21 protein-coding genes are annotated in these 26,055 nt (G+C 72.3%); 10 read left to right on the forward strand and 11 right to left on the reverse strand.

Annotated elements, in window-relative coordinates; genetic code table 11:
• Positions 1–312 precede the first annotated feature (312 nt).
• The 8 genes from GBN72_RS13275 to GBN72_RS13310 all read right to left on the reverse strand — a co-directional run bounded on the left by GBN72_RS13275 (position 313) and on the right by GBN72_RS13310 (position 9,132).
• Positions 313–1,686: an FG-GAP repeat protein gene (locus tag GBN72_RS13275; protein ID WP_246212444.1), complete on the reverse strand. Its 1,374-nt coding sequence runs from the start codon at positions 1,684–1,686 to the stop codon at positions 313–315.
• 246 nt (positions 1,687–1,932) lie between these two features.
• Entirely contained in the window at positions 1,933–2,925 is a 993-nt protein-coding gene (locus tag GBN72_RS13280; protein WP_151771875.1) for an LPXTG cell wall anchor domain-containing protein, read from the reverse strand.
• Between the two features lie 104 nt (positions 2,926–3,029).
• Positions 3,030–3,359, reverse strand: a complete 330-nt coding sequence (locus GBN72_RS13285; RefSeq protein ID WP_151771876.1) for a hypothetical protein — start codon at positions 3,357–3,359, stop codon at positions 3,030–3,032.
• Between the two features lies 1 nt (position 3,360).
• The gene (gene ctaD, locus GBN72_RS13290) at positions 3,361–5,052 is read right to left on the reverse strand and encodes an aa3-type cytochrome oxidase subunit I (RefSeq protein WP_246212445.1); all 1,692 of its coding nucleotides are present in this window, start codon (positions 5,050–5,052) and stop codon (positions 3,361–3,363) included.
• Between the two features lie 266 nt (positions 5,053–5,318).
• Positions 5,319–7,322 carry a radical copper oxidase GlxA gene (glxA, locus tag GBN72_RS13295; protein WP_151771877.1) on the reverse strand — a complete coding sequence of 668 codons (2,004 nt, stop codon included), beginning with the start codon at positions 7,320–7,322 and terminating at the stop codon, positions 5,319–5,321.
• 301 nt (positions 7,323–7,623) lie between these two features.
• On the reverse strand, positions 7,624–7,830 hold the full coding sequence (locus GBN72_RS13300) for a hypothetical protein (RefSeq protein ID WP_151771878.1): 207 nt from the start codon (positions 7,828–7,830) through the stop codon (positions 7,624–7,626).
• Positions 7,827–8,612, reverse strand: a complete 786-nt coding sequence (locus tag GBN72_RS13305; protein WP_151771879.1) for an SDR family NAD(P)-dependent oxidoreductase — start codon at positions 8,610–8,612, stop codon at positions 7,827–7,829. The genes GBN72_RS13300 and GBN72_RS13305 overlap by 4 nt, the downstream gene beginning before the upstream one ends.
• A gap of 187 nt (positions 8,613–8,799) precedes the next feature.
• A complete protein-coding gene (locus GBN72_RS13310; RefSeq protein ID WP_151771880.1) occupies positions 8,800–9,132 on the reverse strand; it encodes a YnfA family protein in 333 nt (110 codons plus the stop codon).
• Between the two features lie 134 nt (positions 9,133–9,266).
• Here GBN72_RS13310 and GBN72_RS13315 point away from each other — a divergent pair, with 134 nt between their 5' ends.
• From GBN72_RS13315 to GBN72_RS13330, 4 genes are all read left to right on the forward strand, one after another.
• Positions 9,267–10,442, forward strand: a complete 1,176-nt coding sequence (locus tag GBN72_RS13315; RefSeq protein WP_246212471.1) for an LLM class flavin-dependent oxidoreductase — start codon at positions 9,267–9,269, stop codon at positions 10,440–10,442.
• Complete coding sequence (locus GBN72_RS13320; protein WP_151771881.1) at positions 10,439–11,068, forward strand: FMN reductase; 630 nt, start codon at positions 10,439–10,441, stop codon at positions 11,066–11,068. Before GBN72_RS13315 ends, GBN72_RS13320 begins: the two co-directional genes overlap by 4 nt.
• 65 nt (positions 11,069–11,133) lie before the next feature.
• Positions 11,134–11,850: a response regulator transcription factor gene (locus GBN72_RS13325; protein ID WP_151771882.1), complete on the forward strand. Its 717-nt coding sequence runs from the start codon at positions 11,134–11,136 to the stop codon at positions 11,848–11,850.
• Positions 11,851–11,854: 4 nt separating this feature from the next.
• Positions 11,855–13,249 (forward strand): sensor histidine kinase, encoded by a 1,395-nt coding sequence (locus tag GBN72_RS13330; RefSeq protein ID WP_151771883.1) that lies wholly within the window; start codon positions 11,855–11,857, stop codon positions 13,247–13,249.
• A gap of 55 nt (positions 13,250–13,304) precedes the next feature.
• Here GBN72_RS13330 and GBN72_RS13335 read toward each other — a convergent pair whose 3' ends face one another.
• A complete protein-coding gene (locus GBN72_RS13335; RefSeq protein WP_151771884.1) occupies positions 13,305–14,498 on the reverse strand; it encodes an RtcB family protein in 1,194 nt (397 codons plus the stop codon).
• A 194-nt stretch (positions 14,499–14,692) separates the two neighbouring features.
• On the opposite strand from GBN72_RS13335, the gene GBN72_RS13340 reads away from it, so the two are divergent.
• The 4 genes from GBN72_RS13340 (at position 14,693) to GBN72_RS34090 (ending at position 18,575) form a co-directional block, all read left to right on the forward strand.
• Positions 14,693–15,565, forward strand: coding sequence for a DUF3558 domain-containing protein (locus GBN72_RS13340; RefSeq protein WP_151771885.1), 873 nt, complete (start codon positions 14,693–14,695; stop codon positions 15,563–15,565).
• Positions 15,566–15,743: 178 nt separating this feature from the next.
• Positions 15,744–16,538 carry a DUF3558 domain-containing protein gene (locus GBN72_RS13345; protein WP_151771886.1) on the forward strand — a complete coding sequence of 265 codons (795 nt, stop codon included), beginning with the start codon at positions 15,744–15,746 and terminating at the stop codon, positions 16,536–16,538.
• Positions 16,539–16,725: 187 nt separating this feature from the next.
• On the forward strand, positions 16,726–18,309 hold the full coding sequence (locus tag GBN72_RS13350; RefSeq protein ID WP_174887125.1) for a DUF2637 domain-containing protein: 1,584 nt from the start codon (positions 16,726–16,728) through the stop codon (positions 18,307–18,309).
• A 116-nt stretch (positions 18,310–18,425) separates the two neighbouring features.
• Positions 18,426–18,575 carry a hypothetical protein gene (locus GBN72_RS34090; protein ID WP_164540582.1) on the forward strand — a complete coding sequence of 50 codons (150 nt, stop codon included), beginning with the start codon at positions 18,426–18,428 and terminating at the stop codon, positions 18,573–18,575.
• A 186-nt stretch (positions 18,576–18,761) separates the two neighbouring features.
• Here GBN72_RS34090 and lysS read toward each other — a convergent pair whose 3' ends face one another.
• Positions 18,762–20,564 carry a lysine--tRNA ligase gene (gene lysS, locus GBN72_RS13355; protein ID WP_151771888.1) on the reverse strand — a complete coding sequence of 601 codons (1,803 nt, stop codon included), beginning with the start codon at positions 20,562–20,564 and terminating at the stop codon, positions 18,762–18,764.
• 201 nt (positions 20,565–20,765) lie between these two features.
• Between lysS and argS the strand changes: the two genes are divergently transcribed.
• Together argS and GBN72_RS13365 are read left to right on the forward strand one after the other, a co-directional pair.
• Complete coding sequence (argS, locus tag GBN72_RS13360; RefSeq protein WP_151771889.1) at positions 20,766–22,562, forward strand: arginine--tRNA ligase; 1,797 nt, start codon at positions 20,766–20,768, stop codon at positions 22,560–22,562.
• A gap of 147 nt (positions 22,563–22,709) precedes the next feature.
• Positions 22,710–23,504 carry a DUF4253 domain-containing protein gene (locus GBN72_RS13365; protein WP_151771890.1) on the forward strand — a complete coding sequence of 265 codons (795 nt, stop codon included), beginning with the start codon at positions 22,710–22,712 and terminating at the stop codon, positions 23,502–23,504.
• Between the two features lie 12 nt (positions 23,505–23,516).
• Here GBN72_RS13365 and GBN72_RS13370 read toward each other — a convergent pair whose 3' ends face one another.
• Entirely contained in the window at positions 23,517–26,045 is a 2,529-nt protein-coding gene (locus GBN72_RS13370; protein WP_151771891.1) for an ABC transporter permease, read from the reverse strand.
• Positions 26,046–26,055 lie beyond the last annotated feature (10 nt).

Consider the following 26,055-nt stretch of genomic DNA (forward strand, 5'->3'; position numbering starts at 1 on the left):
GCACGTCCGCACCCGCACCCGCACCCGCACCGCACGCCTGCACCGGCGGGACGCGCCGGAGCACGATTCCCCTCCACCGACGGACCGCTTCCCTTCACCGACGGACCGCCCTTTCGCGATGCGGCCCGAGCCGTCGGCCGGGCGGAGGCGGGGCCGAGGCCGGGCCCGGACAGGCAAGAGAGAGGGACGGGACGGGGACGAGACCCGCTCGAGGACAGGGGCGCGGGCGGCTATGGTCGCCGTCCGCGCCCCTGTCCGCGGTCACCCGCTGCCGTCACCCGCTGCGGTCACCCGCTGCGGTTGCCCCGCCGCTCAGCGGAGGGTGCCGTGGAGGACCGTCTCCGAGACGGCCGTGGCCGAGGTGGTGGTCACGCCCGACGCGGAACCGAGCAGGCGGACGCCGGCGGACGCCGCCCCGGCGATGTGCAGGTCGGCGAGGCCGTCGCCGGTCACGTCGCGCAGCAGCACCCGGTGGCCGAACGCGTCGCCGTACTCGACGGCGCCGGGCACCCCGGCGGTGTCGCGGTCGAAGAACTGCGAGCCGGTCCCGGTCAGTCCGCCGGAGCCGCCGTACAGCACGTGCACCGCGCCCGCGTACTCCACGGTCCCGATGGCCTCGGCGCGCGCTCCGACGGCGAGGTCCTGGTGGCCGTCGCCGTTGACGTCCCCCGCGGACAGGGAGGCCCCGAAGCAGTCCCACGACTCGGGCGTACCGGCGATGCCGCTGGTCGACTGGGTGAACCGGGCGCTGGTGGAGGGGCCGGTGGAGGAACCGGACCAGACCGTGACGCGGCCCCGGTAGTCGTCGTACAGCTCTGTGCCGATGGCGATGTCGCCGTAGCCGTCCTTGTCGAAGTCGGCGATCAGGCCGTCGCCGCCCCGGTCGGCCTCGCCGGAGTTGCTGGAGATCGACTCCAGGCGGAGCGTCTTCCCGGCGGTGAAGGTGGAGCCGCCCTTGAAGTACCAGGCGTCCGACGCGATCAGCGTGTCGGTGACGACGTCGCCGATGACGACCAGATCGGTCCTGGCGTCGCCGTCGACCTTGCCCGCGATCAGGGCGCTCGCTTCGAACGAGGTCTTGTCGAGGGTGTCCACGGTGCCCGTGATGCCGCTCCTGGCGAAGGTGCCGCGGTGGACGAACGCCTGGTTCGCGTTGATGACGGCCAGTTCCTGCTCGCCGTCTCCGTCGAAGTCGCCGGTGGCGAGGTCCTGACCCATGCCGCCCCAGGAGCCGGGCGCCTTGTTGGGCACGGTGGTGCCGCCGGAGAGGCCGCTCGCGCTGCCCCACAGGACGGTCACCGCGCCCTGGCTCTCGTTGCCGTCGACATCCTCGTGCACGGCGGAGACGGCGAGGTCGCCGTAGCCGTCCGCGTCGAAGTCGGCCGCGGCGCGGTGCTCGCCGAAGCCGTCGTCGGCCTCGGCTGCGCCGGGCACTCCGGCGCTCGCCTGGGTGATCGTCTGGGTCTCGGTGCCCGGGCCCGAGGCGGTGCCGAAGGTGATCACCACCCCGCCGCCGGTGGGCTGGTAGGTGTACTCCGCGTAGTCGCGGTGGCCGTCGCCGTTGAAGTCGTCGCCGTACGCGGCGGCCGCGGCGGAGGCGGGCCCGGCCGTGACGGTGAGCAGGCCGCCGGTCAACGCGGCGGCCGCGCTCACCGCGACGACGAGCCGGAAGTGCGTGCGTCGCACGAGGAAGCCCCCTGTTGCGAGGGGAGCCCTGTGGGGCCCCGCAGTGACGTCGATGGCACCGATCCCCTTGCCGCGCAACGGAGTTGGGTCCGTGACGCGACAGGGTTCGGTACCGGGTAGGACGACGTACGGGGCCGGGCGGTTGTGGCGGAAGGGGAATTTCCCCACCCGCGCGCGGCGAAGGGGCCCCTCCGGCTGCGGGGCCCCTCCGGTACCGCCGCCGCCTCGGCGGCGGTCCGTCACGCGTCAGACCCGCGCGCCGGCCTCCCTGCGCCGGACCGCGAACACGGCGCCCGCGCCCAGGACGACGGCGGCCGCACCCGCGGCCCCCATCACCGGCAGCGCGGAGTCGCCGCCGGTCGCGGCCAGAGTGCCGGTGGGCTGCCCCGTCCCCCCGCTCGGGCCGGACGACGGGGACGCCGTGGGCGTCGGGGAGGACGACGGGGACGGCGTCCCGCTCGGCGAGGCGGACGGCGTGGGCGTCTGCGACGGCACGGTGCTGCCGGCCGGGAGGACGACGAAGTCGTAGGTGTGGCCGTTGTGCAGGCAGGTGGCGTCGTCGTCCTGGTAGAGGGCGCTGCCGACGACGAACGACTCGTCGGACCGGAAGCCCGCCGGCACCCGGACCCGGAGGTCGGCGGTGAGGATCTCACCCACGGCGACGTCGGCCGCGTGGCCGCCGAAGCTGGCGGTGTCGCCCTCCCACTGGAACTCGTCCGTCCACCCGGCCTCCCCCAGGTACTCGACCTCGGCCGCGCCCAGCTCGACCGACACGTCGTACCAGAGCCGGTCCAGCTCCCCGCCCGTCAGGTTGGTGACGGTGAGCCGGAACTCGTCCCAGCCGGAGCCGGCGACGTAGGCGGAGGGCAGGCCCGTGACCTTGGTGCTCAGGCCCTTGTCGATCCCGTACTCCTCGCAGAGCGGGCGGACCTCCCCGGACTCCCCCGGCTCCCCGTCCCCGCCCTTCCCTTCGCCCGGGTTCCCGGCCTTGCCGGGCAGCTCGTCCCGGTCCGGGGCGGCGGGCTCGCCGGGGGCTTCGGTGTCCGCCGGCGAGCTCCCGCCGCCCGTTTCGGACGTCCCGGTGCCGGCGGCGGGCTCCGTGGACCCGGCGCCGCCGGGCTGCGTCTGCGGGGCGGGCGGTACGGGGTCCCCGGCGAACGCCGCCGGCGCCGACAGCAGGGTCAGCGGGGCGATGACGGCCGTGGCCGCCGCTACGGCCATGGCACGGCGAAGCTTCATGAGCACCTCTTGCGGTTCGGTGGAGGACCAGGCGTCGCTCACCCGGCGTGGTCGGTGTTCCGCAGGGTGTGACCGGCCTCCGCGCCCCAGGGTTGTACGGTCCCTCACGCCTCTTTCACGCGGTGCAGTTCGGCCCACGCGCCGGCCGCCTCCCGGCTCTCCCGGCGGGCCTGGAGGGCGGCCCGGATGCGCAGCACGACGGCGGCCGCGCCGCCCGCCGCGCCGAGCGGCAGCCAGCTCCTCCCGCCGGCCGGGAGGACCACGGCGGTCAGGGCCACCGTGGCCCACGCCACCAGGCAGGCCGCCGCCGCGCTGCGGCAGGACCGGGGGCGGTCCGCGGACCCGGCCCGCAGTTCCAGCAGGGCCGGCACGTACCAGACGTACCCGGCGAGCGCGACGGCCGCCACGCCCAGGGCGAGCACCGAGGGGTCCACCTCACTTCACCGCCTCGAGCTCGCGGTCGCCGACGCCCGGGTGGTGCAGGTCGAAGGCGGGCGACTCGGAGCGGATCCGCGGCAGCCGGGTGAAGTTGTGCCGCGGCGGCGGGCAGGAGGTCGCCCACTCCAGGGAGCGGCCCCAGCCCCACGGGTCGTCCACGCCGACCGGCCTGCCGTACCGGGCGGTCTTCCACACGTTGTAGAGGAACGGCAGCACCGACAGGCCGAGCAGGAAGGAACCGATGGTGGACAGGGTGTTGAGGAAGGTGAAGCCGTCGGCCGCCAGGTAGTCGGCGTACCGGCGCGGCATCCCCTCGGCGCCCAGCCAGTGCTGGACCAGGAAGGTCAGGTTGAACCCGGCGGTCAGGGTCCAGAAGGTGATCTTGCCGAGCCTTTCGTCCAGCATCTTGCCGGTGAACTTCGGCCACCAGAAGTGGAAGCCGGCGAACATCGCGTACACCACCGTGCCGAAGAGCGTGTAGTGGAAGTGCGCGACCACGAAGTACGAGTCGGAGACGTGGAAGTCCAGCACCGGCGAGGCCAGGATGACGCCGGTGAGGCCGCCGAAGAGGAAGGTCACCAGGAAGCCGACCGCCCACAGCATCGGCGTCTCGAAGGAGAGCGAGCCCCTCCACATGGTGCCGATCCAGTTGAAGAACTTCACCCCGGTCGGCACGGCGATCAGCATCGTCATGAAGGCGAAGAAGGGCAGCAGCACCCCGCCCGTCACGTACATGTGGTGGGCCCACACGGTGACCGAGAGGCCCGCGATGGCGACGGTGGCCCCCACCAGGCCCATGTAGCCGAACATCGGCTTGCGGGAGAAGACCGGGATGACCTCCGAGACGATCCCGAAGAACGGCAGCGCCAGGACGTACACCTCCGGATGGCCGAAGAACCAGAACAGGTGCTGCCACAGCAGCGCCCCGCCGTTGGCGGCGTCGAAGATGTGCGAGCCGAACTGCCGGTCCATCTCGAGGGCGAACAGGGCGGCGGCCAGGACCGGGAAGACCAGCAGGATCAGCACGCCGGTCAGCAGCACGTTCCAGGTGAAGATCGGCATCCGGAACATGGTCATGCCGGGCGCGCGCATGCAGATGATCGTGGTGATGAAGTTGACCGCGCCGAGGATCGAGCCGAAGCCGGAGAAGGCCACGCCCATGATCCACAGGTCGGAGCCGAGGCCGGGCGAGTACAGCTCCGAGGAGAGAGGCGCGTAGAGGAACCAGCCGAAGCTGGCCGCGCCCTGGGGGGTGAGGAAGCCGAACGCCGCGATCAGTGAGCCGAACAGGAACAGCCAGTAGGACAGCATGTTCAGCCGGGGGAACGCCACGTCCGGCGCGCCTATCTGGAGCGGCATGATCCAGTTGGCGAACCCGGTGAACAGCGGCATGGCGAACATCAGCAGCATGATCGAGCCATGCATGGTGAACGCCTGGTTGAACTGCTCGTTGGAGAGGATCTGGGTACCGGGCCGGGCCAGTTCGGCGCGCATCACCAGCGCCAGGATGCCGCCGACGCCGAAGAAGGCGAAGGCGCTGACCAGGTACATCGTGCCGATCTTCTTGTGGTCGGTGGTGGTCAGCCACTCGACCCAGTTGATCCGCCGGGCGGGAGCGGGAACGGGAGGCGGTGGCGGACCGGTGACGGCCTTCTGCTCGTCTCGCTGTACTGGCTGTGCGGTGTCCACCGGGTCGTCCTCCCGAAGCGCTGATACGTGCAGCAGACCGGGAAGCCGGTCCTACGGGGGACAGGACCGTGCCGGCCTTCCCGGCCCGCCGCCGCTCATGCTCGTCCTCGAGGACACCGCCGCCCCAGGGCCCTTGGGACCGTCGCGTCACAGCGAAAGTCCCTGGGCGGCCGGGTCGCAGGTCCCGGCCGCCCAGGGACCTGGGTCCCTGCGCGGGGTGTCGGAGGGCGGGCGCGGGAGGCGTCGGAGGGCGGGCGCGGGAGGTGTCAGAGCGCGGGTGCGGGCGGCTCCTCGGTCGTCTTCGGGGACTCGGCGTCGTCGGAGACCGGCACCCTCACCCACACCGCCTCCGACGGCACACCCCGCTTGTCGACCGCGGTGAGCATGTACCAGCCGGGCGGCACCAGGGACGGATCGTCCGGCAGCGTCACCTTCACCCTGCCCCCCTGCGCGGTGAACTTCAGGGCGATGGAGCGCTGTTCGACGTTGGTGACGTGGGTGAAGGAGCCCGGCCTGATCAGCCGCATCCTCTCGATCCGCGCCGCGTCCGGGCTGGCGTAGGTGGTGGACTCGCCCAGCTCGACCCGGCGTCGGTGCTCGCCCCGCTCGTCGAGCCGGGGCCGCTGCCCGCCCTGGTGCAGGTAGGGCGGGGTGTAGAGCTCCAGACGCTGGTCGAAGACGCCCGGCTTGGAGTCGGCCTGGTCGGAGAAGAGCGAGTCCGAGCCGAAGGTCATCACCCGGCCGTCCGGCAGCAGCAGGCCGCCGGAGTGGTAGTTGCGGCCGACCAGCGGCTCCGCGGCCGCGGTGAACCGGTTCGCCGCCGGGTCGTAGACCGCCGCCTTCAGCACGTTGCTGTCGCCCTTGCCCCGGTAGTCGCCGGAGCCGTTGGTGACCAGCACCGTGTCGTTGGGGAGGATCACCGCGGACGGGTAGCGGGCCTTGGCGTACAGGTCGGGTCCGGCCACGAACCGGGGGTCGTCGGCCTTGAGGTCCACCAGTCCGGTGCGCTCGGTGGACCTCGGGCTCTCGCCCACTCCCCCGCCGCCGATCACCATGTACCGCTGCTTCTGGGCGGGCGGCAGCAGCACCGACATCGAGGTCTCCAGCAGCTGCGGGTCCGGGAGCCCCGGCACCTCCTTGAAGGCGCCGCTGTCCAGGTCCCACAGGCCGGGCACACGGCCCTTGTCGGCCGGCCCGTACCCGGCGTTCGACCCGGTGTAGAAGATTTTGCCGCCCTGGGCCAGGAAGAGCGCCGGGTAGGTCGGGAAGAACCGGGACTTGCGGACGAACTCCCAGTCCTTCTTCTTCGGGTTGTAGATCTCGTTCTTGCCCGGGACCACCTGCCCGATCTCGTCCAGGCCGGAGACCGAGAGGACCTTGCCGTCCTCCAGCGTGGTGAGCGTGGGGTACCAGCGGGCCTCGTGCATCGGGTCGACCCTGATGTACTTCTCGGCGACCGGGTCGAACTCGTAGGCGTCCTTGATCCCCTGGAAGTCCTTCTTGTCGAAGGAGAGCTTCTGGGCGATCCCGTAGACGTTGCGCTTCTCGGCGCCCTTGAGCCCCTTGATCCGGTACTGGTCCTGCGCGCCGGTCTGGTACCGGGCGCCCTCCTGGGTCGCCTCCACGTACACCCGCGCCGAGGACGCGGTGACGGTGGCCTTGCCGGTGTCCGGGTCGATCTCCTTCTTCGCGCGCGGCACCAGGACGCCGGACTGCGAGGTGAAGGTCTTCCCGCTCTCCCTGCCGGTGAACAGGGTGCCCTCGGGGAGCGTCTTGGGCCTGTCGGGGTTCTCGTTGTAGACGATCATCAGGCCGCCGGCCCGCTTCACGTCGCCCTTCAGCGTCTCGTACCGCTCGGTGCCCCCCGCGACCAGCAGGTTTCCGCCGGGGAGCTGGGCGTGACCCGCGCAGAACAGGTCGCTCGGCGTCTCCACGTTCTTGAAGGTGTTCCGCACCGGGTCCCACACGACGGTGCGGAAGGTCTTGGAGTCGAACATCTTGGCGTCGTTGCCGGACCCCGCGATCAACAGCACCTTGCCGGTGTGCAGCAGCGCGGCGTGGATGGTGTTGATGCGGAACCGCGGTGGGACCTCGACCATCCGCCAGTGACCGTGGTCCGCCTTGTAGGACGGCTGCTCGATCGTGTAGGCGTGGTAGGTCCGGGAGGTGAAGTCGTAGACGGCGGGGGCGTTGAGGCCGGCCAGGACCAGCACTCCCGCAGCGCCGAGGACGCTCCGGCGGATCCGCGGACGACGGTTGGTTTCTGCCATGTGAGTGACTTCCGGAAAGGGTGCGCTGACGTTCGCTGGATCCCCGCCCCGAGCACACCATCTGATGGCTCATCAGATGTTGAGCTGCTGGGAAGATCGTAGGAACATCGGTCTCTCATATCCGGCAACGAAACGCCACGGAGCGTCACGGCGCCCGGTTCGGCGGTGCGCGGACCGGCCCGGGGGCGCCCGGCCGCGCCCCGGCCCCGACGCCCGCCGATACGGCTCCCTGCAGGGCCCGAACGCCACGGCGCCCGTCCACAGGGTGTGGACGGGCGCCGTGGGCGGGTGCGGCGATGCGTTACTTCGCGTGACTGATCGCGAAGATCATCACGGCCGCGACGATGTGGATCCCGAACAGGAAGTACGCCAGGTTCCACCACATGATGCGTTCGTTCCTGGTCTCCCGCGCGATGCGCCGCTTCTCCGCGGCGCGCTGCCGCTCGGTGAGGCGGTCGGCCGGGGGCCGAGGGTCGTCGGAGGAGGAAGGGGAGGAAGGGGAGGTCACAGTTCCCGGTGCACCTTGGCGTTGGAGGCCTGGGCGCGCGGGCGCAGGACCAGGAGGTCGACGTTGACGTGGCTGGGGCGGGTGACCGTCCAGGCGATGGTGTCGGCGACGTCGTCGGCGGTGAGCGGTTCGGCGACGCCCTGGTAGACCTTGGCGGCCTTCTCGCTGTCCCCGTGGAAGCGGGTGAGGGCGAACTCCTCGGTCTTCACCATGCCGGGCGCGACCTCGATCACCCGCACCGGGGTGCCGACGATCTCCAGCCGGAGGGTCTCGGCGAGCACGTGCTCGGCGTGCTTGGCGGCCACGTAGCCGGCGCCGCCCTCGTAGGTGGCGTGACCGGCGGTGGAGGAGACCACCACGACGGTGCCGTCTCCGCTCGCCGTCAGCGCGGGCAGCAGCGCCTGGGTGACGTTGAGCGTGCCGATCACGTTGGTCTCGTACATGGTGCGCCACTCCTGCGGGTCGCCGGTGGCCACCGGGTCGGAGCCGAGGGCGCCGCCGGCGTTGTTGACCAGCACGCCGATGGTCTTGAAGGCGGTGGCGAACTCGTCGACGGCGGCGCGGTCGGTGATGTCCAGGGCGTAGGCGGCGGCGGAGTGGCCGGCGGCGTTGATCTCCTCCGCGAGGGCCTCGATGCGGTCCTTGCGGCGGGCGGTCAGCACCACGCGGTAGCCGGCCGCCGCGAGCTGCCGCGCGGTGGCGGCGCCGATACCGCTGCTCGCGCCGGTGACGACGGCGATGCGGGAGGCGGGGGCGGCGGTGGCGGTGTAGGCGGCGGTCATGGTGCGCGATGCTCCCGTTCGAGGTGGGTGTCCGGAACGCCGCCAGAATAGGCGCGGCCCGGCGCCCACCGGCAGCCCGTCCCACCGGACCCCGCCCCGCGAGGCCCCGTCACACCCCCCACGCCGCTCCACGGCCGGGGTGGCCCGCCCGCCCGGGGCGTGCGGGCCAAGGAGGCAGGGCCCCCGTTCACCGCCGCGGCGCGTACATGATCAGGGCCATGCCCATGAGGCAGACGAGGGCGCCCGCGACGTCCCACCGGTCGGGCCGGTAGCCGTCGGCGACCGCGCCCCAGGCGATGGAGCCCGCGACGAACACCCCGCCGTACGCGGCGAGCACCCGCCCGAACTCCCCGTCCGGCTGGAACGTGGCGACGAACCCGTAGGCCCCCAGGGCCAGCACCCCGGCCCCGATCCACACCCACCCGCGGCTCTCCCGGAACCCCTGCCAGACGAGCCACGCGCCGCCGATCTCCAGCACCGCGGCCAGCACGAACAGCCCCGCGGACCTCGCAATCCCCATCGGGCCACCATGCCATGCCCCACCCGCCCGGAGCCGACCGGAGCCGACCGGAGCCGACCGGAATACCTGCCGCACCCGCCTCGTTGTCGGATATAGTTCAATGGTCAACAACATTGGAGTGAGCGACCATGACCATGCAGTTCGGGATCTTCTCGGTCGGCGACGTGACGACCGACCCCACCACCGGCCGCACGCCGAGCGAGCGGGAACGCATCAAGGCCATGGTCGCCATCGCGCTCAAGGCCGAGGAGGTCGGGCTCGACGTCTTCGCCACCGGCGAGCACCACAACCCGCCCTTCGTGCCCTCCTCGCCCACCACGATGCTCGGCTACATCGCGGCGCGGACGAAGACCCTCACCCTCTCCACCTCGACGACGCTGATCACCACCAACGACCCGGTGAAGATCGCCGAGGACTACGCGATGCTCCAGCACCTCGCGGACGGCCGGGTGGACCTGATGATGGGCCGCGGCAACACCGGGCCGGTCTACCCGTGGTTCGGCCAGGACATCCGTGAGGGCATCAACCTCGCCATCGAGAACTACGCCCTGCTCCGCCGCCTCTGGCGGGAGGACGTGGTGAACTGGGAGGGCAAGTTCCGCACGCCGCTGCAGGGCTTCACCTCCACGCCCCGCCCCATGGACGACGTCCCGCCGTTCGTCTGGCACGGCTCGATCCGGTCCCCCGAGATCGCCGAGCAGGCCGCGTACTACGGCGACGGCTTCTTCCACAACAACATCTTCTGGCCCTCCGACCACACCCGCCGGATGGTCGAGTTCTACCGGACCCGCTTCGCCCACTACGGGCACGGCCGCCCCGAGCAGGCGATCGTCGGCCTCGGCGGCCAGGTGTTCATGCGGAAGAACAGTCAGGACGCCGTCCGCGAGTTCCGTCCCTACTTCGACAACGCGCCGGTCTACGGCCACGGCCCCTCCCTGGAGGAGTTCACCCGCGAGACCCCGCTGACCGTCGGCTCCCCGCAGGAGGTCATCGAGCGGACCCTGTCGTTCCGCGAGGTGGCCGGCGACTACCAGCGCCAGCTGTTCCTCATGGACCACGCGGGCCTGCCGCTGAAGACCGTGCTGGAGCAGCTCGACATCCTCGGCGAGGAGGTCGTCCCGGTGCTCCGCGAGGAGTTCGCAAAGGGCCGCCCGGCCGACGTGCCGGACGCGCCCACCCACGCCTCGCTCGTCGCCGCCGACGAGGCGGCCAAGGCCGCGGCCGCGGCCGGGACCGACGCCGGGGCCGGGGCCGGGACCACGGCCGGGGCCTCCACGACGGACGACAAGGAGAAGGAGACCGCACGATGAGCAAGCTGGTCGTCGTCTCGGCGGGTCTGAGCGTCCCGTCGTCCACCCGGCTGCTGGCCGACCGCCTGGCCCAGGCCACCGCCGGCCGCACCGGCGCCGGGATCCAGGTGATCGAGGTGCGCGACCTCGCCGTGGAGATCGCGCACAACTTCACCAACGGCTTCGCCGGACGCGATCTCGCCGCAGCCCAGCAGGCGGTCGCGGAGGCCGACGGGCTGATCGTCGTCACCCCGGTCTTCTCCGCCTCCTACAGCGGACTGTTCAAGGCGTTCTTCGACGTCCTGGACCAGGGCGCCCTGGACGGCAAGCCGGTGCTGATCGCCGCGACCGGCGGTTCGGCCCGCCACTCCCTGGTGCTGGACCACGCGCTGCGGCCGCTCTTCAGCTACCTGAAGGCCGTGGTCGTGCCGACCGGCGTGTACGCGGCCTCGGAGGACTGGGGCGCCGAGGGGCTGCCGGAGCGCGTCGAGCGCGCGGCCGGCCAGCTCGCCGCCCTGATGGCCGGGCCCGCCCGGCTGCCCGCCGCCCGCACCGCGCAGGAGGACGACCCCGCCGTCGTCCGGGTCGGCGAACTGGAGACCGTCCCCTTCGAGCAGGCACTCCAGGCGCTGCGCCGCCCGTCCTGACCTCCGGGGCCCCGTCCCGCCGCACGGCCTGTGGGGCACCTGCACGGAAATGACACACTGTGCGCGTGCCCCACACCGTGCTGCTCGCCGAGGACGACCGCGCCATCCGCAACGCGCTGGCCCGCGCCCTCACCCTGGAGGGCTACGAGGTCACCGCCGTCTCCGACGGCGCCGCCGCGCTCGAGCAGGCCACCGCCACCGCGCCCGACGTACTGGTGCTGGACGTGATGATGCCCGGCGTCGACGGCCTCCAGGTCTGCCGCGAACTGCGCGCCCGCGGCGACCGCACCCCCATCCTGATGCTGACCGCGCTGGTCGAGACCGCCGACCGGATCGCCGGCCTGGACGCCGGGGCCGACGACTACGTACCCAAGCCCTTCGAGGTGGACGAGGTCTTCGCCCGCCTGCGCGCCCTGCTGCGCCGGGCCGGCAAGGAACCCCTGCCCGCGCCCGCCGCGCAGGACCCGAACCCCACCGGCCCGAGGGACCTGACCGCGGCCGGACTGCGGATGGACCCCTCCGCACGCCGCGTCTGGCGCGACGAGCGCGAGATAGAGCTCACCCGCACCGAGTTCGACCTGCTGGAACTGCTGCTGCGCCACGCGGGGGTGGTCCTCGACCACGCCACCATCTACGACCGCATCTGGGGCTACGACTTCGGCCCCGGCTCCAAGAACCTCGCCGTCTACGTCGGCTACCTGCGCCGCAAGCTGGACGAGCCGGGCGCCCCGCAGCTGATCCACACCGTGCGGGGCGTCGGGTACGTGCTGCGGGAGGGCTGAGCGGATGCCCGCACGCCACGGCCGGCTGGCCTCCCTGCGGACCGGCTTCGCCGTCTCCTTCGCGGCGGTCGCCGCCGCGGTCACCGTGGTGGTCGGCCTGCTCTCCTACAGCGCCGCCGCGCGGATGGTGCGGATCGACCAGCAGACGATATTCGCCGAGGTGGTCGGCGACCTGCGGGCCGAGGTCCGGGAGCGGCGGATGACCCCGGAGGACTTCTCCTCACACGTCCCCGGCCACGACATCGTCCGCCCCAGCCGCACGGTCGTGCAGGTCCTGGGACCGGACGGTGCGGTCGACGACCCCGGCCGCCCCGCCCTCCCGGTCACCGCCGAGGACCGCCGCACCGCCCTCCAGCAGGCCGCCGGACGCACCGTCGAGCACGCCGACATCGAGGCCGGCCACGACATGTACCGCATCGCCACCGTCTCCCTCGGCGGCGGGCGCGGCGCGGTCCAGGTCGCCCACGAGTTCAGCGACACCGAGGACCTGCTGCGCGAACTCCAGCGGCGCACCGCCTGGCAGATCGTCGCCGTCGTCTTCGCCGCCGGCCTCTTCGGCTGGTGGCTCGCCCACCGCATCACCCGCCGCCTGGTCGCCCTGACCGACGCCGCCGAGGCGGTGGCCCGCACCCGGCGGCTGTCCATCCAGGTCCCGGTCACCGGCGGCGACGAGGTGGGCCGCCTCGGCCGCTCCTTCGACCGCATGCTCGACCGGCTCGCCCAGTCCGAGGAGGACCAGCGCCGCCTGGTCCAGGACGCCGGCCACGAGCTGCGCACGCCGCTGACCTCGCTGCGCACCAACATCTCGACGCTCCGCCGGATCGACGAGCTCCCGCCGCGGGCCCGTGAGGAACTGGTGGACGACCTGGCCACCGAGTCACGCGAGCTGACCGACCTGGTCAACGAGCTGGTCGACCTCGCGGCGGGCCAGTCGGACGCCGAACCCGTCCGCCCGGTCGACCTGGCGGAACTCGCCGAGGACGTCGCCGTGCACGCCCGCCGCCGCACCGGCCGCGACATCCGGGTCGCCGTCACCGGCGACACCACGGTCGACGGCCGCGCCTCGGCCCTCCAGCGGGCCATCTCCAGCCTGGTGGAGAACGCCGCCAAGTTCGACCAGGACGGCACCGGCCCCATCGAGGTCCGGGTGATCCGCCCCGAGGGCTCCGGCCACGTCCGCGTGGAGGTCCTCGACCGCGGCCCCGGCATCGCCCCCGCCCACCTGGGCCGCGTCTTCGACCGCTTCTACCGCACCCCCGCCGCCCGCAGCCTCCCCGGCTCCGGCCTCGGCCTCTCGATCGTCCGCGAGGTCGCCGCCTCCCACAACGGCGCCCCGTTCGCCTTCCGCCGCGACGGCGGCGGCTCCGTCATCGGCTTCACGGTGCGCGAGGAGCCGTAGCGCGACGCGGCGGCCCGCTTGTGCCCGCCGGGGGGCGGACCGGGCGGGCGCCCGGTCAGCCCTTGACGCAGACGACCTGCTTGAGCTGCGCCACCACGGCCACCAGGTCCCGCTGCTGGTCGATGACCTGCTCGATCGGCTTGTAGGCCGCCGGGATCTCGTCCACCACTCCGGAGTCCTTGCGGCACTCGACGCCCTGCGTCTGCCGCTCCAGGTCCGCCGCCGTGAACCGCCGCTTGGCCGCGTTCCGGCTCATCCGCCGGCCCGCGCCGTGCGACGCGGAGTTGAACGACTTGTCGTTCCCCAGCCCCTTCACGATGTACGAGCCGGTGCCCATGGAGCCTGGGATGATCCCGTACTCGCCGGACCGCGCGCTGATCGCGCCCTTCCGGGTGACCAGCAGGTCCATCCCCTCGTACCGCTCACGGCTGACGTAGTTGTGGTGGCAGCTGATCTCGGGCTCGAAGGTCACCTTGGCCTTCTTGAACTCCTTGCGGACCACGTCCTTGAAGAGCGCCATCATGATCGACCGGTTGAACCTGGCGTACTCCTGCGCCCAGTACAGGTCGTTCTGGTAGGCGGCCATCTGCGGCGTGTCCGCGACGAACACCGCCAGGTCGCGGTCGACCAGCCCCTGGTTGTGCGGCAGCCGCTGGGCGACGCCGATGTGGTGCTCGGCGAGTTCCTTGCCGATGTTCCGCGACCCGGAGTGCAGCATCAGCCACACCGAGCCCTCGGTGTCGAGACAGAACTCAATGAAGTGGTTTCCACTTCCGAGCGTTCCCGCCTGCTTGGAGGCGCGATCCTGACGAAATTTGACCTCTTCGGCGATCCCGTCGAACCGTTCCCACAGGTCGTCCCAGGCCGCGGTGGCGAAGCCGTGCATCCGCCCCGGGTCCACCGCGGTGTCGTGCATCCCCCGGCCCACCGGAATGGCCTGCTCGATCTTCGAGCGCAGCCGCGAGAGGTCCCCCGGCAGGTCGTTCGCGGTCAGCGACGTCTTCACCGCGGACATCCCGCAGCCGATGTCGACACCGACCGCCGCCGGGCAGACCGCGCCCTGCATGGCGATCACCGAGCCGACCGTCGCGCCCTTGCCGTAGTGCACGTCCGGCATCACGGCCAGGCCCTTGATCCACGGGAGCGTCGCGACGTTGTGGAGCTGGCGCATGGCCACGTCCTCGACCGAGGCCGGATCCGTCCACATGCGGATCGGCACCTTGGCGCCCGGTACCTCGACGTACGACATGACCGACCATCTCCCCCAAAAACGACAACGGAAATCACACAGAAGCCGACAAGCTCATACAGAACTGAGAATCATGACCAACGTCACGAAAGGGATCGCGAACCGGCGTTCCCGGCGGCGTGTGCGATACACATTGTCTGCCGGGCCCCCGTCCCCCCGGCAACCGATTAACCCCCCGTGAGAGGAGCCCGACCGTGCCGCGGAAGGCGTACACCATCGGCACCGCCGCACTGCTCGCGGCCGTGCTGGCCGGCTGCAGCGGCGGTCCCTCGGAGGGCGGGCAGGCCAACGACTCCAAGCCGGGCGCCGCCGACGCCACGACGGCCGAGGCCGAGCCCGGCCGCTACCGCACGCTGCCCGAACCCTGTGGCGCGGTGGGCGAGGGCACGCTGGAGCGGATGCTCCCCGGCCTGAAGCAGATCACGGACGCCAGAAAGCGCGAGGCGGCCTACGAGGGCACCTCGGACCTCAGCTACGACCTGGACCGCCAGGTGGGCTGCCACTGGCAGGCCGGTTCCCGGGACGCCACCGACTCGCTCTCCCTCGACTTCGAGCGGGTGGTCTCCTACGAACCCGAGGTGGGCGACGACGCCAAGGCCGGGGAGATCTTCACCGACCTCCGCGAGGAGGCCGGCGTCCCCGCCCCCGGCGCCGGGTCGTCCACGACCCCCGACGACGCCGCGTCCCCCTCGGCCTCCGCCTCCGGCGCGGACGCCACGGCGGACGGGAAGGGCGGGACGGCCGGGGCCGACGGGGCCGCCGGAGAGGACACCGGGCCCGCGTCCGGCTCCCCCGAGGGCTCCGCGGGGACCGACGGCACGGCGGACCTCGGTCCGCGTTCCCTGGAGGAACTCGGCGACGAGGCCTTCCTCGACGACAGCCTCGGAGCCGCCGGAACCACCGCTTCCGAGCGCACCGTCACTGTGGTGTTCCGCACGTCCAACGTCATCGTGAAGATCGTTTACACAAGCCGTCCGACCTTGGCCGGTGAGACCACGGACGGTGAGGAAATGCAGGACAGGGCCCGTGAACTGGCCGCCGCGCTGGCCGAGGAACTGGTCGGCTGACACCCTGGCACAGCCGTCGCCCACCTGTCCGGCGAACGCCTCGGCACGGGCGACGGGCCTCGCTCACCGCGTACCGTGATCTGCCGGACCGGGATCAACACCACACCCGCGGTCATCCGCCGGGTCGGGGGTATCCGGGTCCCGCAGGAGCCGAAGCGAAGCCGTGAGTGAAGGAACCATGCAGCGAGCGCACCGAGCCAACCGTCCCGTCCAGCGAGTCGTCCGCGCCCTGACGGGTGTGGCCGTGGTCCCCGTGATGCTCGTCGCCGCGGGGTGCTCCTCGGACGCGGAGCCGAAGGCCGACGCCAAGCAGAGCGCCGGCAGCGGTGAGTCCTCCGCCAAGCCCTCGCCGTCGGTGGCGCCGGCCGCCTACAAGGAGCTGCCCGAGGCGTGCGACGCGCTGGGCAAGAAGACACTGGGCAAGCTGGTGCCCAAGGGCCTGAAGACCGAGAAGGCCGGCCGCACCGACGACGCCGGCACCCGCGGCAGCTGCACCTGGAACAGCCTCGACGACAACGGCGTCAAGGGTTCGCAGTACCGCTGGCTGAGCGTCTCGCTGCTGCGCTTCGACTCCAGCCAGGTGCGGGGCACCGGCGAGGAGCAGGCCAAGGAGCAGTACGAGGCCCTGGTCGCCGACGCGAAGAAGACCGCGGACGCCAAGAAGGTCGCCGACAAGCCGGTCAAGGGGGTCGGTGAAGAGGCCACCCTGGTCACCTATGACCTGAAGAAGAAGGAAGGCCTCTTCAAGCAGCAGACCGTGGTCGCCCTGGTCGAGAACGTCGTGGTGACGATCGACTACAACGGCGCGGGCCTGGCCGGCGAGGACGCCCCGAGCGTGAAGACGCTGAGCGGGCGGGCGGCCGACGCCGCCGAGGAGGCCGTCGCGAAGGTCGCCGCGGCGAACGGCGACGCCGCCTCCGGCTCCTCCGCCTCCCCGTCGGCGTCCGCCTCCGCGTCCGCCGCCAAGTCGTGACCTCCGGCTCCGACGCCTCATAGCGGGGAAAACCCCGCCGCGCGGGCGTGCGAGACGTCCCGTACGTCCGCCACCGCCCGAGTCGCGCAGCACCTCGCGGGTGCCGGTGCGGTCGACCGACCGCCCGGCACCCGTACACATGTGCAACCCTGGTGCGCGCAACAGGACAGTCTGGAAGGGGAGTCGGGTGGCCGCGCCACAGCTCACACGGACGCATCGCATACTCATCGGGGTGGTGATCGCGGGCGCCGTGGTCATCGCCGCGATCGGCTTCGCCGGGTCGTACGCGGCCGTGAAGGAACTCGCCTTCCAGAAGGGCTTCGGGAACTTCAGTTACGTCTTCCCGATCGGCATCGACGCCGGCATCTGCGTGCTGCTGGCGCTGGACCTGCTGCTGACGTGGATCCGGATCCCGTTCCCGATGCTCCGGCAGACGGCCTGGCTGCTGACGGCCGCGACGATCGCCTTCAACGGCGCGGCGGCCTGGCCCGACCCGCTGGGCGTCGGGATGCACGCCATCATCCCGGTCCTGTTCGTGGTCGCCGTCGAGGCCGCCCGGCACGCCATCGGGCGGATCGCCGACATCACGGCCGACAAGCACATGGAGGGCGTCCGGGTCACCCGGTGGCTGCTGTCACCGGTGCCGACCTTCCTGCTGTGGCGGCGGATGAAGCTGTGGGAGCTGCGCTCCTACGAGGAGGTCATCAAGCTGGAGCAGGAGCGGCTGGTGTACCGGACCCGGCTGCGGGCCCGCTTCGGCCGCGCCTGGCGCCGCAAGGCCCCGGTGGAGTCGCTGATGCCGCTGCGGCTCGCCAAGTTCGGCGTGCCCCTCGCGGACACCGCCGCGGCGGGGCTGGCGGCGGCGGGCATCAAGCCCGCGGTCGTCGCGGCCGCCGAGGTGGAGCGCGAGGACCGCCCCGGCCTCCGGCGCGGCGCCTCCCCGGCCGCCGGCGGCGAGCCGGCCCCGGAGCTGGAGAGCGCGGCCGCCCCCCGGCAGGCCCCCGCCGCGCCGGGGCAGCCCCAGGAACAGCAGCCCTGGCAGCAGCAGCCGCAGCAGCCGGGGTACCAGCAGGCGCCGCCCGCCGCCGCTCAGCCCCAGCCGCCCGTCGAGCAGCAGCTCTACTACGGCTCCGACGGCAGCGCCTGGTTCTACGACGCCCGCGTCGGCGGCTACAGCCCGGCCACCTACCAGCCGGACCCGGCCACCGAGCAGTGGTACGCCCAGCAGGAGCCGCCGCGGCCGGAGGCGGGCGGGCCCCCGCCCGGACCGGGGAACGGGACGCAGGGCCAGGAGCCGCCGTACCAGCAGCCGCGGCAGGAGCCCCAGCACCAGGAGCAGCAGCACCAGGAGCAGCAGTACCAGGAGCCGCAGCCGTCCCCCGAGGACACCGGCACCTTCCCCGTCCCCGTCGGCCAGCCCGGCGGCCGCACCCGGCAGCTCGGCGAGGGCGCCCAGCCCGACGGCGAGCCGGCCCCCGAGCCGCGGCCCGCGCCCGCCCCGGAGCCGGAGATCACCATCCCCGCGCCGCGCCAGGAGCAGCGGCCCGCCGCCGGTCCCACGGCGGAGTTCGAGACCGAGAAGGAGCGCGAGGACGCCTACTACCAGGTGTTCCGGCGTGCCATCGACGGCGGCTTCCCCACCCCGCGCCAGCTCGGTGAGATCCTCGAGGCCCAGTTCGGCCACACCTTCACCACCGCGGAGCTGAAGAACTACGTGGAGCGCTTCGGCACCCGCTACGACGTGGAACTCGCCCAGGACCACATCGCCTAGGCCCCACGAACGCCCGGCACCCTGGCACAGGCCCGCGCCCGCATGGGCCGCGCCGCCACGGGGAAGGGAGCCCTTGCGGTCGAGCGGAGCGCGGGAACCGGATGGGCGGAGGCCTCATGTCCGACGTGCTGTGGGCGGTGCTGATCCCGGTCGCCCTGCTGGCGGTGGCCGGGCTGGTCTTCGCGGTCTGGGCCGCGCGGGGCACGAGCCGGCCGGTGGAGCACCACTCGTCGATGCCCGACGAGCCGAACTGGCCCGACGGCTGAGCGGGACCGCGGAAGGCCCCACCGCAGCGCCGCCGCACCGCCCCACCGCCTCACCGCCCCACCGCTCCCCCGAACGCACCGGTGCCCCCGGTGGTCGTGCGACGCACGACCACCGGGGCACCGTCGTTCCCGCCCCCGCCCCCGGTTCCGCGGCGGCAGGCCGCGGAACCGGACGGCAGCGGCGCGTCAGGCGGCGGTGCCGCCGACCAGGCGACGCACGCGCTCCGCGCCGACCGCCAGCAGCAGGGTGGGCAGCCGCGGCCCGGTGTCCTTGGAGACCAGCAGCTGGTACAGCAGGACGAAGAAGGTCCGCTGCGCCGTCTTGATCTCCGCCGGCAGCTCCTTCGGCGTGGCGTCGGCCGAGAACCCCGCCTGGACCTTGGGCACGCCGTAGACCAGGTGGGTCAGACCGTCGAGCGACCAGTGCTCGTCCAGGCCGTCCAGCAGCAGCCGCAGCGACTCCCGCGAGGTCTCGTCCAGCGAGCCCAGCAGGTCCGCGTCCGGCTCGTCACGCACGATGGTCCGCTGGTCCGCCGGCACCTGCGTGTTGATCCACGCCTCGGCCCTGTCGTACCGCGGCCGCGCCTCGTCCAGCGAGGAGAGCGGGTCCGCCGGGTCGAGGTCGCTGAGGATGCGCAGCGCCTGGTCCTGGTGGCCGCCGGTGATGTCGGCGACCGAGGCCAGCGTCCGGTACGGCAGCGCCCGCGGCGTCCCCGGCAGGTCACCGGCGGCCGTCGAGGCGGCACGGGTGTACGCCGCGATGTCGCCCGGCAGCGCGCTGCCGTCCTTCACCTTGGCCTCCAGCCGGTCCCACTCGTCGTAGAGCCGCTGGATCTCCTGGTCGAAGGCGACCTTGAACGACTGGTTGGGCCTGCGCCGCGCGTACAGCCACCGCAGGATCTGCGGCTCCATGATCTTCAGCGCGTCGGCCGGCGTGGGGACGCCGCCCTTGCTGGAGGACATCTTCGCCATGCCGCTGATGCCGACGAAGGCGTACATCGGGCCGATCGGCTGCTTGCCGCCGAAGATCCCGACGATCTGCCCGCCGACCTGGAAGCTGGAGCCCGGCGAGGAGTGGTCCACGCCGGAGGGCTCGAAGACCACGCCCTCGTACGCCCAGCGCATCGGCCAGTCGACCTTCCAGACCAGCTTGCCGCGGTCGAACTCGTTGAGCAGCACGGTCTCGGAGTGGCCGCAGGACTCGACGGTGCAGACGTAGGTCATCTCGGTCGTCGCGTCGTCGTACGAGGTGACCGTGGTGAAGTCCTTGCCGCAGCCGCCGCAGTACGGCTTGTACGGGAAGTACCCGCCGGCGCCGGAGCCGCCGTCGTCCTCCTCGGCCGCGCCGGAGCCCTCGGCGGCCTCCAGCTCGGCCTCGTCGACCGGCTTCTGCTGCTTCTGCTGCTTCTGCTTGAGCTCCTGGGCCGGGTCCTTCTTCTTGGTCCGGTACTGGTCCAGGATCGCGTCGATGTCGCCGCGGTGCTTCATCGCGTGCAGGATCTGCTCGCGGTAGACGCCCGAGGTGTACTGCTCGGTCTGGCTGATGCCGTCGAACTCCACGCCCAGCTCGGCCAGCGAGGCGACCATGGCGGCCTTGAAGTGCTCGGCCCAGTTCGGGTACTCGGAACCCTTCGGCGCCGGGACCGAGGTGAGCGGCTTGCCGATGTGCTCGGCCCAGGACGCGTCGACGCCCTCGACACCGTTCGGGACCTTGCGGTACCGGTCGTAGTCGTCCCAGGAGATCAGGTGCCGGACCTGGTACCCGCGGCGGCGGATCTCGTCGGCGACCAGGTGCGGGGTCATCACCTCGCGCAGGTTGCCGAGGTGGATCGGTCCCGAGGGGGACAGGCCGGACGCGACGACGACCACCGGAGCGGTGGCGGGTGATGTCGCTTTCCCAGGGGCCCGACGCTCCGACTCCTCGATGACCTCATCCGCGAAACGGGAGACCCAGTCGGTGGTCTCGGTGCTCTGAGCCACGATCGGCACGTCCTTCTTTCCTGAGGGGAGACGCCCGGCCGTCACGATGCCCGCGCGGCCGTGTCCACCATTCTCCCAGGTACGGGCCCCACCGTGAAAACACCTTTCCCACCGGCCCCACGCCGGGCGGGAAACGGCGAGGCGGCCGTACCGGCCGAGGTGGGATACTGACCGGGCACACCCACCTTCGAGGAGAACGGCACCCACTCCATGGCCTCGGTCAAGTCCCTCACCGCTTCCGTACACGCGCGCCTCGCGGACGCCCTCTCGGCTGCCCTGCCGGAGGCCGCCCCCGCGGACCCGCTGCTGCGACGAAGCGACCGGGCCGACTACCAGGCCAACGGCATCCTCGCCCTCGCCAAGAAGGCCAAGGCCAACCCGCGCGAGCTGGCGACGCAGGTCGTGGAGCAGGTGGTCACGGGTGACGTGATCAAGGACATCGAGGTATCCGGCCCCGGCTTCCTGAACGTCACCGTCGCCGACCGGGCGATCACCGAGAACCTCGCCGCGCGCGCCGCCGACGACTCCGGCCGCCTCGGTGTGCCGCGGCGCGCGGACGCGGGGACCACGGTCATCGACTACGCGCAGCCGAACGTGGCGAAGGAGATGCACGTCGGCCACCTGCGCTCCGCCGTGATCGGCGACGCGGTGCGCCGCATGCTGGACTTCACCGGCGAGAAGACGGTCGGCCGTCACCACATCGGCGACTGGGGCACCCAGTTCGGCATGCTCATCCAGTACCTGATCGAGCACCCGCACGAGCTGGACCACAAGGCCGACCCCGCCACCGACGTGGAGGCGGCGGGCGAAGAGGCGATGTCCAACCTGAACCGCCTCTACAAGGCCTCGCGCGCGGTCTTCGACTCCGACGAGGAGTTCAAGACCCGGGCCCGTCAGCGGGTCGTGGCCCTCCAGTCCGGGGACGAGGAGACCCTCGCGCTGTGGCAGCGGTTCGTCGACGAGTCGAAGATCTACTTCTACTCGGTCTTCGAGAAGCTGGACATGCCCGTCGCGGACGACGAGATCGTCGGCGAGTCGGCGTACAACCACATGATGGCCGAGACCGCCCGCATGCTGGAGGAGTCCGGCGTCGCGGTCCGCTCCGAGGGCGCGCTGGTCGTCTTCTTCGACGACATCCGCGGCAAGGACGACAAGCCGGTCCCGCTGATCGTCCAGAAGGCCGACGGCGGCTTCGGCTACGCCGCCTCCGACCTCTCGGCGATCCGCGACCGCGTCTTCCAGCTGAAGGCCGACACCCTGCTGTACGTGGTGGACGCCCGCCAGGCGCTCCACTTCAAGATGGTGTTCGAGACGGCCCGCCGCGCCGGCTGGCTGAGCGACGCCGTCAAGGCGGTGCACCTGGAGTTCGGCACGGTCCTCGGCAAGGACGGCAAGCCGTTCAAGACCCGTGAGGGCGAGACGGTCCGCCTGGAGGACCTGCTCGACGAGGCGTCCGAGCGCGCGGCGTCGGTCGTGCGGGAGAAGGCCGAGAACCTCCCGGAGGCCGAGCGCCTCACCGAGGAGGAGATCGCCGAGCGTGGCGCCCAGGTCGGCGTCGGCGCGGTGAAGTACGCGGACCTCTCCACCTCCGCCAACCGCGACTACAAGTTCGACCTGGACCAGATGGTGTCCCTCAACGGCGACACCTCGGTCTACCTCCAGTACGCCTACGCCCGTATCCGGTCGATCCTCCGCAAGGCCGGCGAGGCCCGCCCGGTCGCCCACCCGGAGCTCGAACTGCATGCCGCGGAGCGCGCGTTGGGGCTGCACCTGGACGGTTTCGCCGACCTGATCGGCGAGGCGGCCGCCGAGTTCGCGCCGCACAAGCTGACGGCGTACCTGTTCCAGCTGGCGTCCCTGTTCACGACCTTCTACGACAAGTGCCCGGTCCTGAAGGCCGACACCCCCGCCCAGGTCGAGAACCGCCTCTTCCTGTGCGACGTCACCGGCCGCACCCTCCGCCAGGGCATGGCGCTCCTGGGCATCCGGACCCCGGAACGCCTGTAGTCCTCACGCCCGTTGACGGGGCCCGCCGCGAACTCCGCGGCGGGCCCCGCCGTTTCCCGGGCCCCGCCGCCTGGGCGGGCCTTCACCGCGGGGGTCGCACCGCGGCAGTGACGCCGTTGTCGGCGCCGCCCCCTACAGTCCCGTCCCATGGCCAGCCTTCCCAACGCCCTCGCGAACCCGTCCACCACGCTCCTGCTGCCGCCCGGCCGTCTCCTCGACGCGACCACCGACGGTCCGTGGCACGAGCCGCTGCTCTGGTGCGCCGACGCACCGGCCGCCGTCGGCGACTGGGCGTCGCTGCGGGCGACCGGCCGTGACCTCGGGCTCCTGCCGGTGCTCCTCGACGTCGGCACCCGCCAGAGCACTCCCGACGTGTGGGACCTCGACCCCGACGGGACGTCGTACCCGGGGGACCACGACGCCTTCGAGGTGCTGGACGGCTACTGGGCGGACTTCGCGGCCGTCCAGGACGACCCCGACGAGGCGGACGCCTCCCTCGACGCCTGGCAGGGCCTCGCCCCCGCCACCGCGCCCCGCGCCGACCCGGACGGCGACGCCGCCGACACCGCGGACTTCCTCGCGGAGGGCGTCCCCTGGCTGAAGGAGCTGCGCCCCGCCCTCGTGCCGGCCCGCCGCAGCGCCGACATACCGGCGGCCATCGGCTGGACCGGCCCGCTCAACCACGAGAACGACGTGGCCCGCCTCTGCGCCGTGCTGCGCTCGTGGGAGGACCGCTTCGGCGCCCGGGTCGTCGTCCTCACCTTCGACCAGCTGGTCCTCTCCGTCGCCTCCCCGCCCACCACCCCGGAGCACGCCGAGGCGGTGGCCGCCGAGCACTACGCGTTCTGTCCCGACAACATCGGCCAGGGCATCGCCCCGCTCGGCCGGTACGCCGAGGAGGCGGTGCGCAACAGCCACGTCTGGTCGTTCTGGTGGGACTGAGTTGTCCGTCGGCTAGTCGGCCTTGATCGCCCCCAGCATGTCGAGACGGGCGGCCCGCCGCGCCGGCCACAGCGCGGCCACGACGCCGATCAGCGCCGACAGCAGCAGGAACAGGACGATCCGCGCCCACGGCAGGACCAGTTCGTACGTCGACATGCTGCTGCCCATCAGTTCGCCGGCCGCCCAGCCGAAGAACACGCCCAGACCGACGCCGAGCACCCCGCCGAACAGCGAGATCACCAGCGACTCCAGCCGGATCATCCGCGCCACGCCGCCGCGCACCATGCCCACCGCGCGGAGCATGCCGATCTCCTGGGTGCGCTCGGACACCGACATCGCCAGGGTGTTGACCACGCCCAGCACGGCCACGACCACCGCCATGGCGAGCAGCCCGTACAGCATGTTCAGCACCAGGCTGAACATCTGCCCGATCTCCTCGGAGAGCGCCTGCTTGTCCTGGACCACGATGGCCGGGTTGTCGCCGAGCGCCTTCTCCAGGCGGTCCTCGTTCGCCTCCGAGGGGCCGCCGGCCATCTTCACCATGACCTGGAAGTCGGAGATCCGCTCCTGGTGCGGGGCCACGGTCGCGGCGTCCACGACGATGCCGCGGAACATCTGGTTCTGCTCGTAGACCCCGGTGACGGTGAACTCCTGCTCCGCGCCGTCCTCCTGGGTGGCGGTGATGGGCGTCCCGGCCTTCCAGCCGTGCTCGGCGGCGAGCCGGTCGTCGACCATGACTCCGGCGCCGCCCACCTCGAACTCGCCGCTCAGTAGCGGGAGTTCCATCACCTTGTCGAAGGCCCGGCCGTTCACGGCGGTCAGGTACTGGGTCTCGTCGTCCACCTCGGCCGGCACCGTCCGCAGCGGGCTGGTCGCCGACACCCCTTCCGCGTCGGCGAGCCGGCGCTCCACCTCGGGGTCGAGCCCCATGCCGTTGCCCATCGAGACCACGTAGTCCGCCTCGATCGCGGCGGTGGCCATCCGGTCGATGGACGTCTGGAGGCTGCTCGCGGCCACCGTCATGCCGGTGATCAGGGTGAGCCCGATCATCAGCGCGGAGGCGGTGGCGGCGGTGCGGCGCGGGTTGCGCACGGCGTTCTGCCGGGCGAGCCGGCCGGAGACCCCGAAGAGCCTCAGCACCGGGGCGACGGCGGCGACGACCGGCCGGGACAGCAGCGGCGTGAGCACGAAGACGCCGAGGATCAGCAGGACCGCGCCCAGCCCCATCGGGGCCTGCGCGTCCGACCGTTCCATGGTGGTGGCGTACAGGACCACGGCGGTACCCACCCCGGCGAGCAGCGCGCCGAGGGTGTTGCGCAGCACCAGGGACTTGACCGTCGCCGTGGCGTGCACGCTGCTCATCGCGGCCACCGGCGGGATCTTCGCGGCCCGGCGGCCCGGAAGCCACGCGGCGCCCACCGTCACCAGCACACCGACCGCGAACGCGACGGCCACCGTGGTGGGAGCGATCACCAGCGGGCCGTCCGGGAGCATGCCGCCGACGCGGCCGACGAGCGCCCGCATCCCGGCGCCCACGCCGACGCCCGCGGCCAGTCCGGCCGCCGCCGCGACCACGCCGACCGCGCCCGCCTCCAGCAGCACCGAGCGGGTGATCTGCCGCCGCGAGGCGCCGACGGCCCGCAGCAGCGCCAGCTCACGGGTGCGCTGCGCGACCAGCATGGAGAAGGTGTTGGAGATGATGAAGGTGCCGACGAAGAGCGCGATGCCGGCGAACACCAGGAGACCGCTCTCCATGGCGCTCATCTGCGACGCGATGCGTTCCGCCTGGTCCTCGGCGAGCTGCTCCCCGGTGCTGGTGGCGACGCCCTCGGGCAGGACCGTCCTCAGCGCGGCGCGCAGTTCGTCCTGACCGGTGCCGGGCGCGGCCCGGACGAAGATCTCGTCGTACTCACCGGCGCTGTGGAACAGCTCCTGCGCGGTCGCCGTGTCGAAGAGGGCGAGGCTGCCGCCCGCGGCGACCGCGCCGTCGTCGGTGGTGAAGACACCGGTGAGGGTCGGGGTGAGGACCGGTCCGTCCACGGACAACCGGACCGTGTCCCCGACCTCGTATCCGCCCTCGCGCGCGGTCCGCTCGTCGAGGGCGACCTCCTGCGCGCCGCGCGGGGCACGTCCGTCGGCCAGCGGGTAGCGGGGGTCGGCGTCGCCCCAGTAGTTGCCGCCCTGCGACTGGAAGCCCTCGGTGACCAGCTTGCCGTCCCGGCCGGCCACGGCGGCCCAGCCCGTCACCACGCCGGTCGCCTCCTCGACGCCCGGGACCGCCGCGGCCTTCTTCAGCAGCGCGGGCGTGAGCACGGGCGGGTCGGAGGGCTTCCGGTCGCCGGAGCCCGGGCCCCGGTCGGGGCCGAGGGCGACGTCGACCTGGTCGAAGCCCTTGGCGGAGCTGTTCCGCATGGCGTTCGAGACGGTGTCGGTGAAGACCAGGGTGCCGGACACGAACGCGACGCCGAGCAGCACGGCGAGCATCGTCATCAGCAGTCGGGCCTTGTGCGCGAAGACGTTGCGCAGGGCGGTACGGAACATGGGTGAGGGT

Origin of the sequence: Streptomyces abyssomicinicus (assembly GCF_008974245.1) — a bacterium.
GTDB classification, from domain to species: Bacteria; Actinomycetota; Actinomycetes; order Streptomycetales; family Streptomycetaceae; genus Streptomyces; species Streptomyces abyssomicinicus.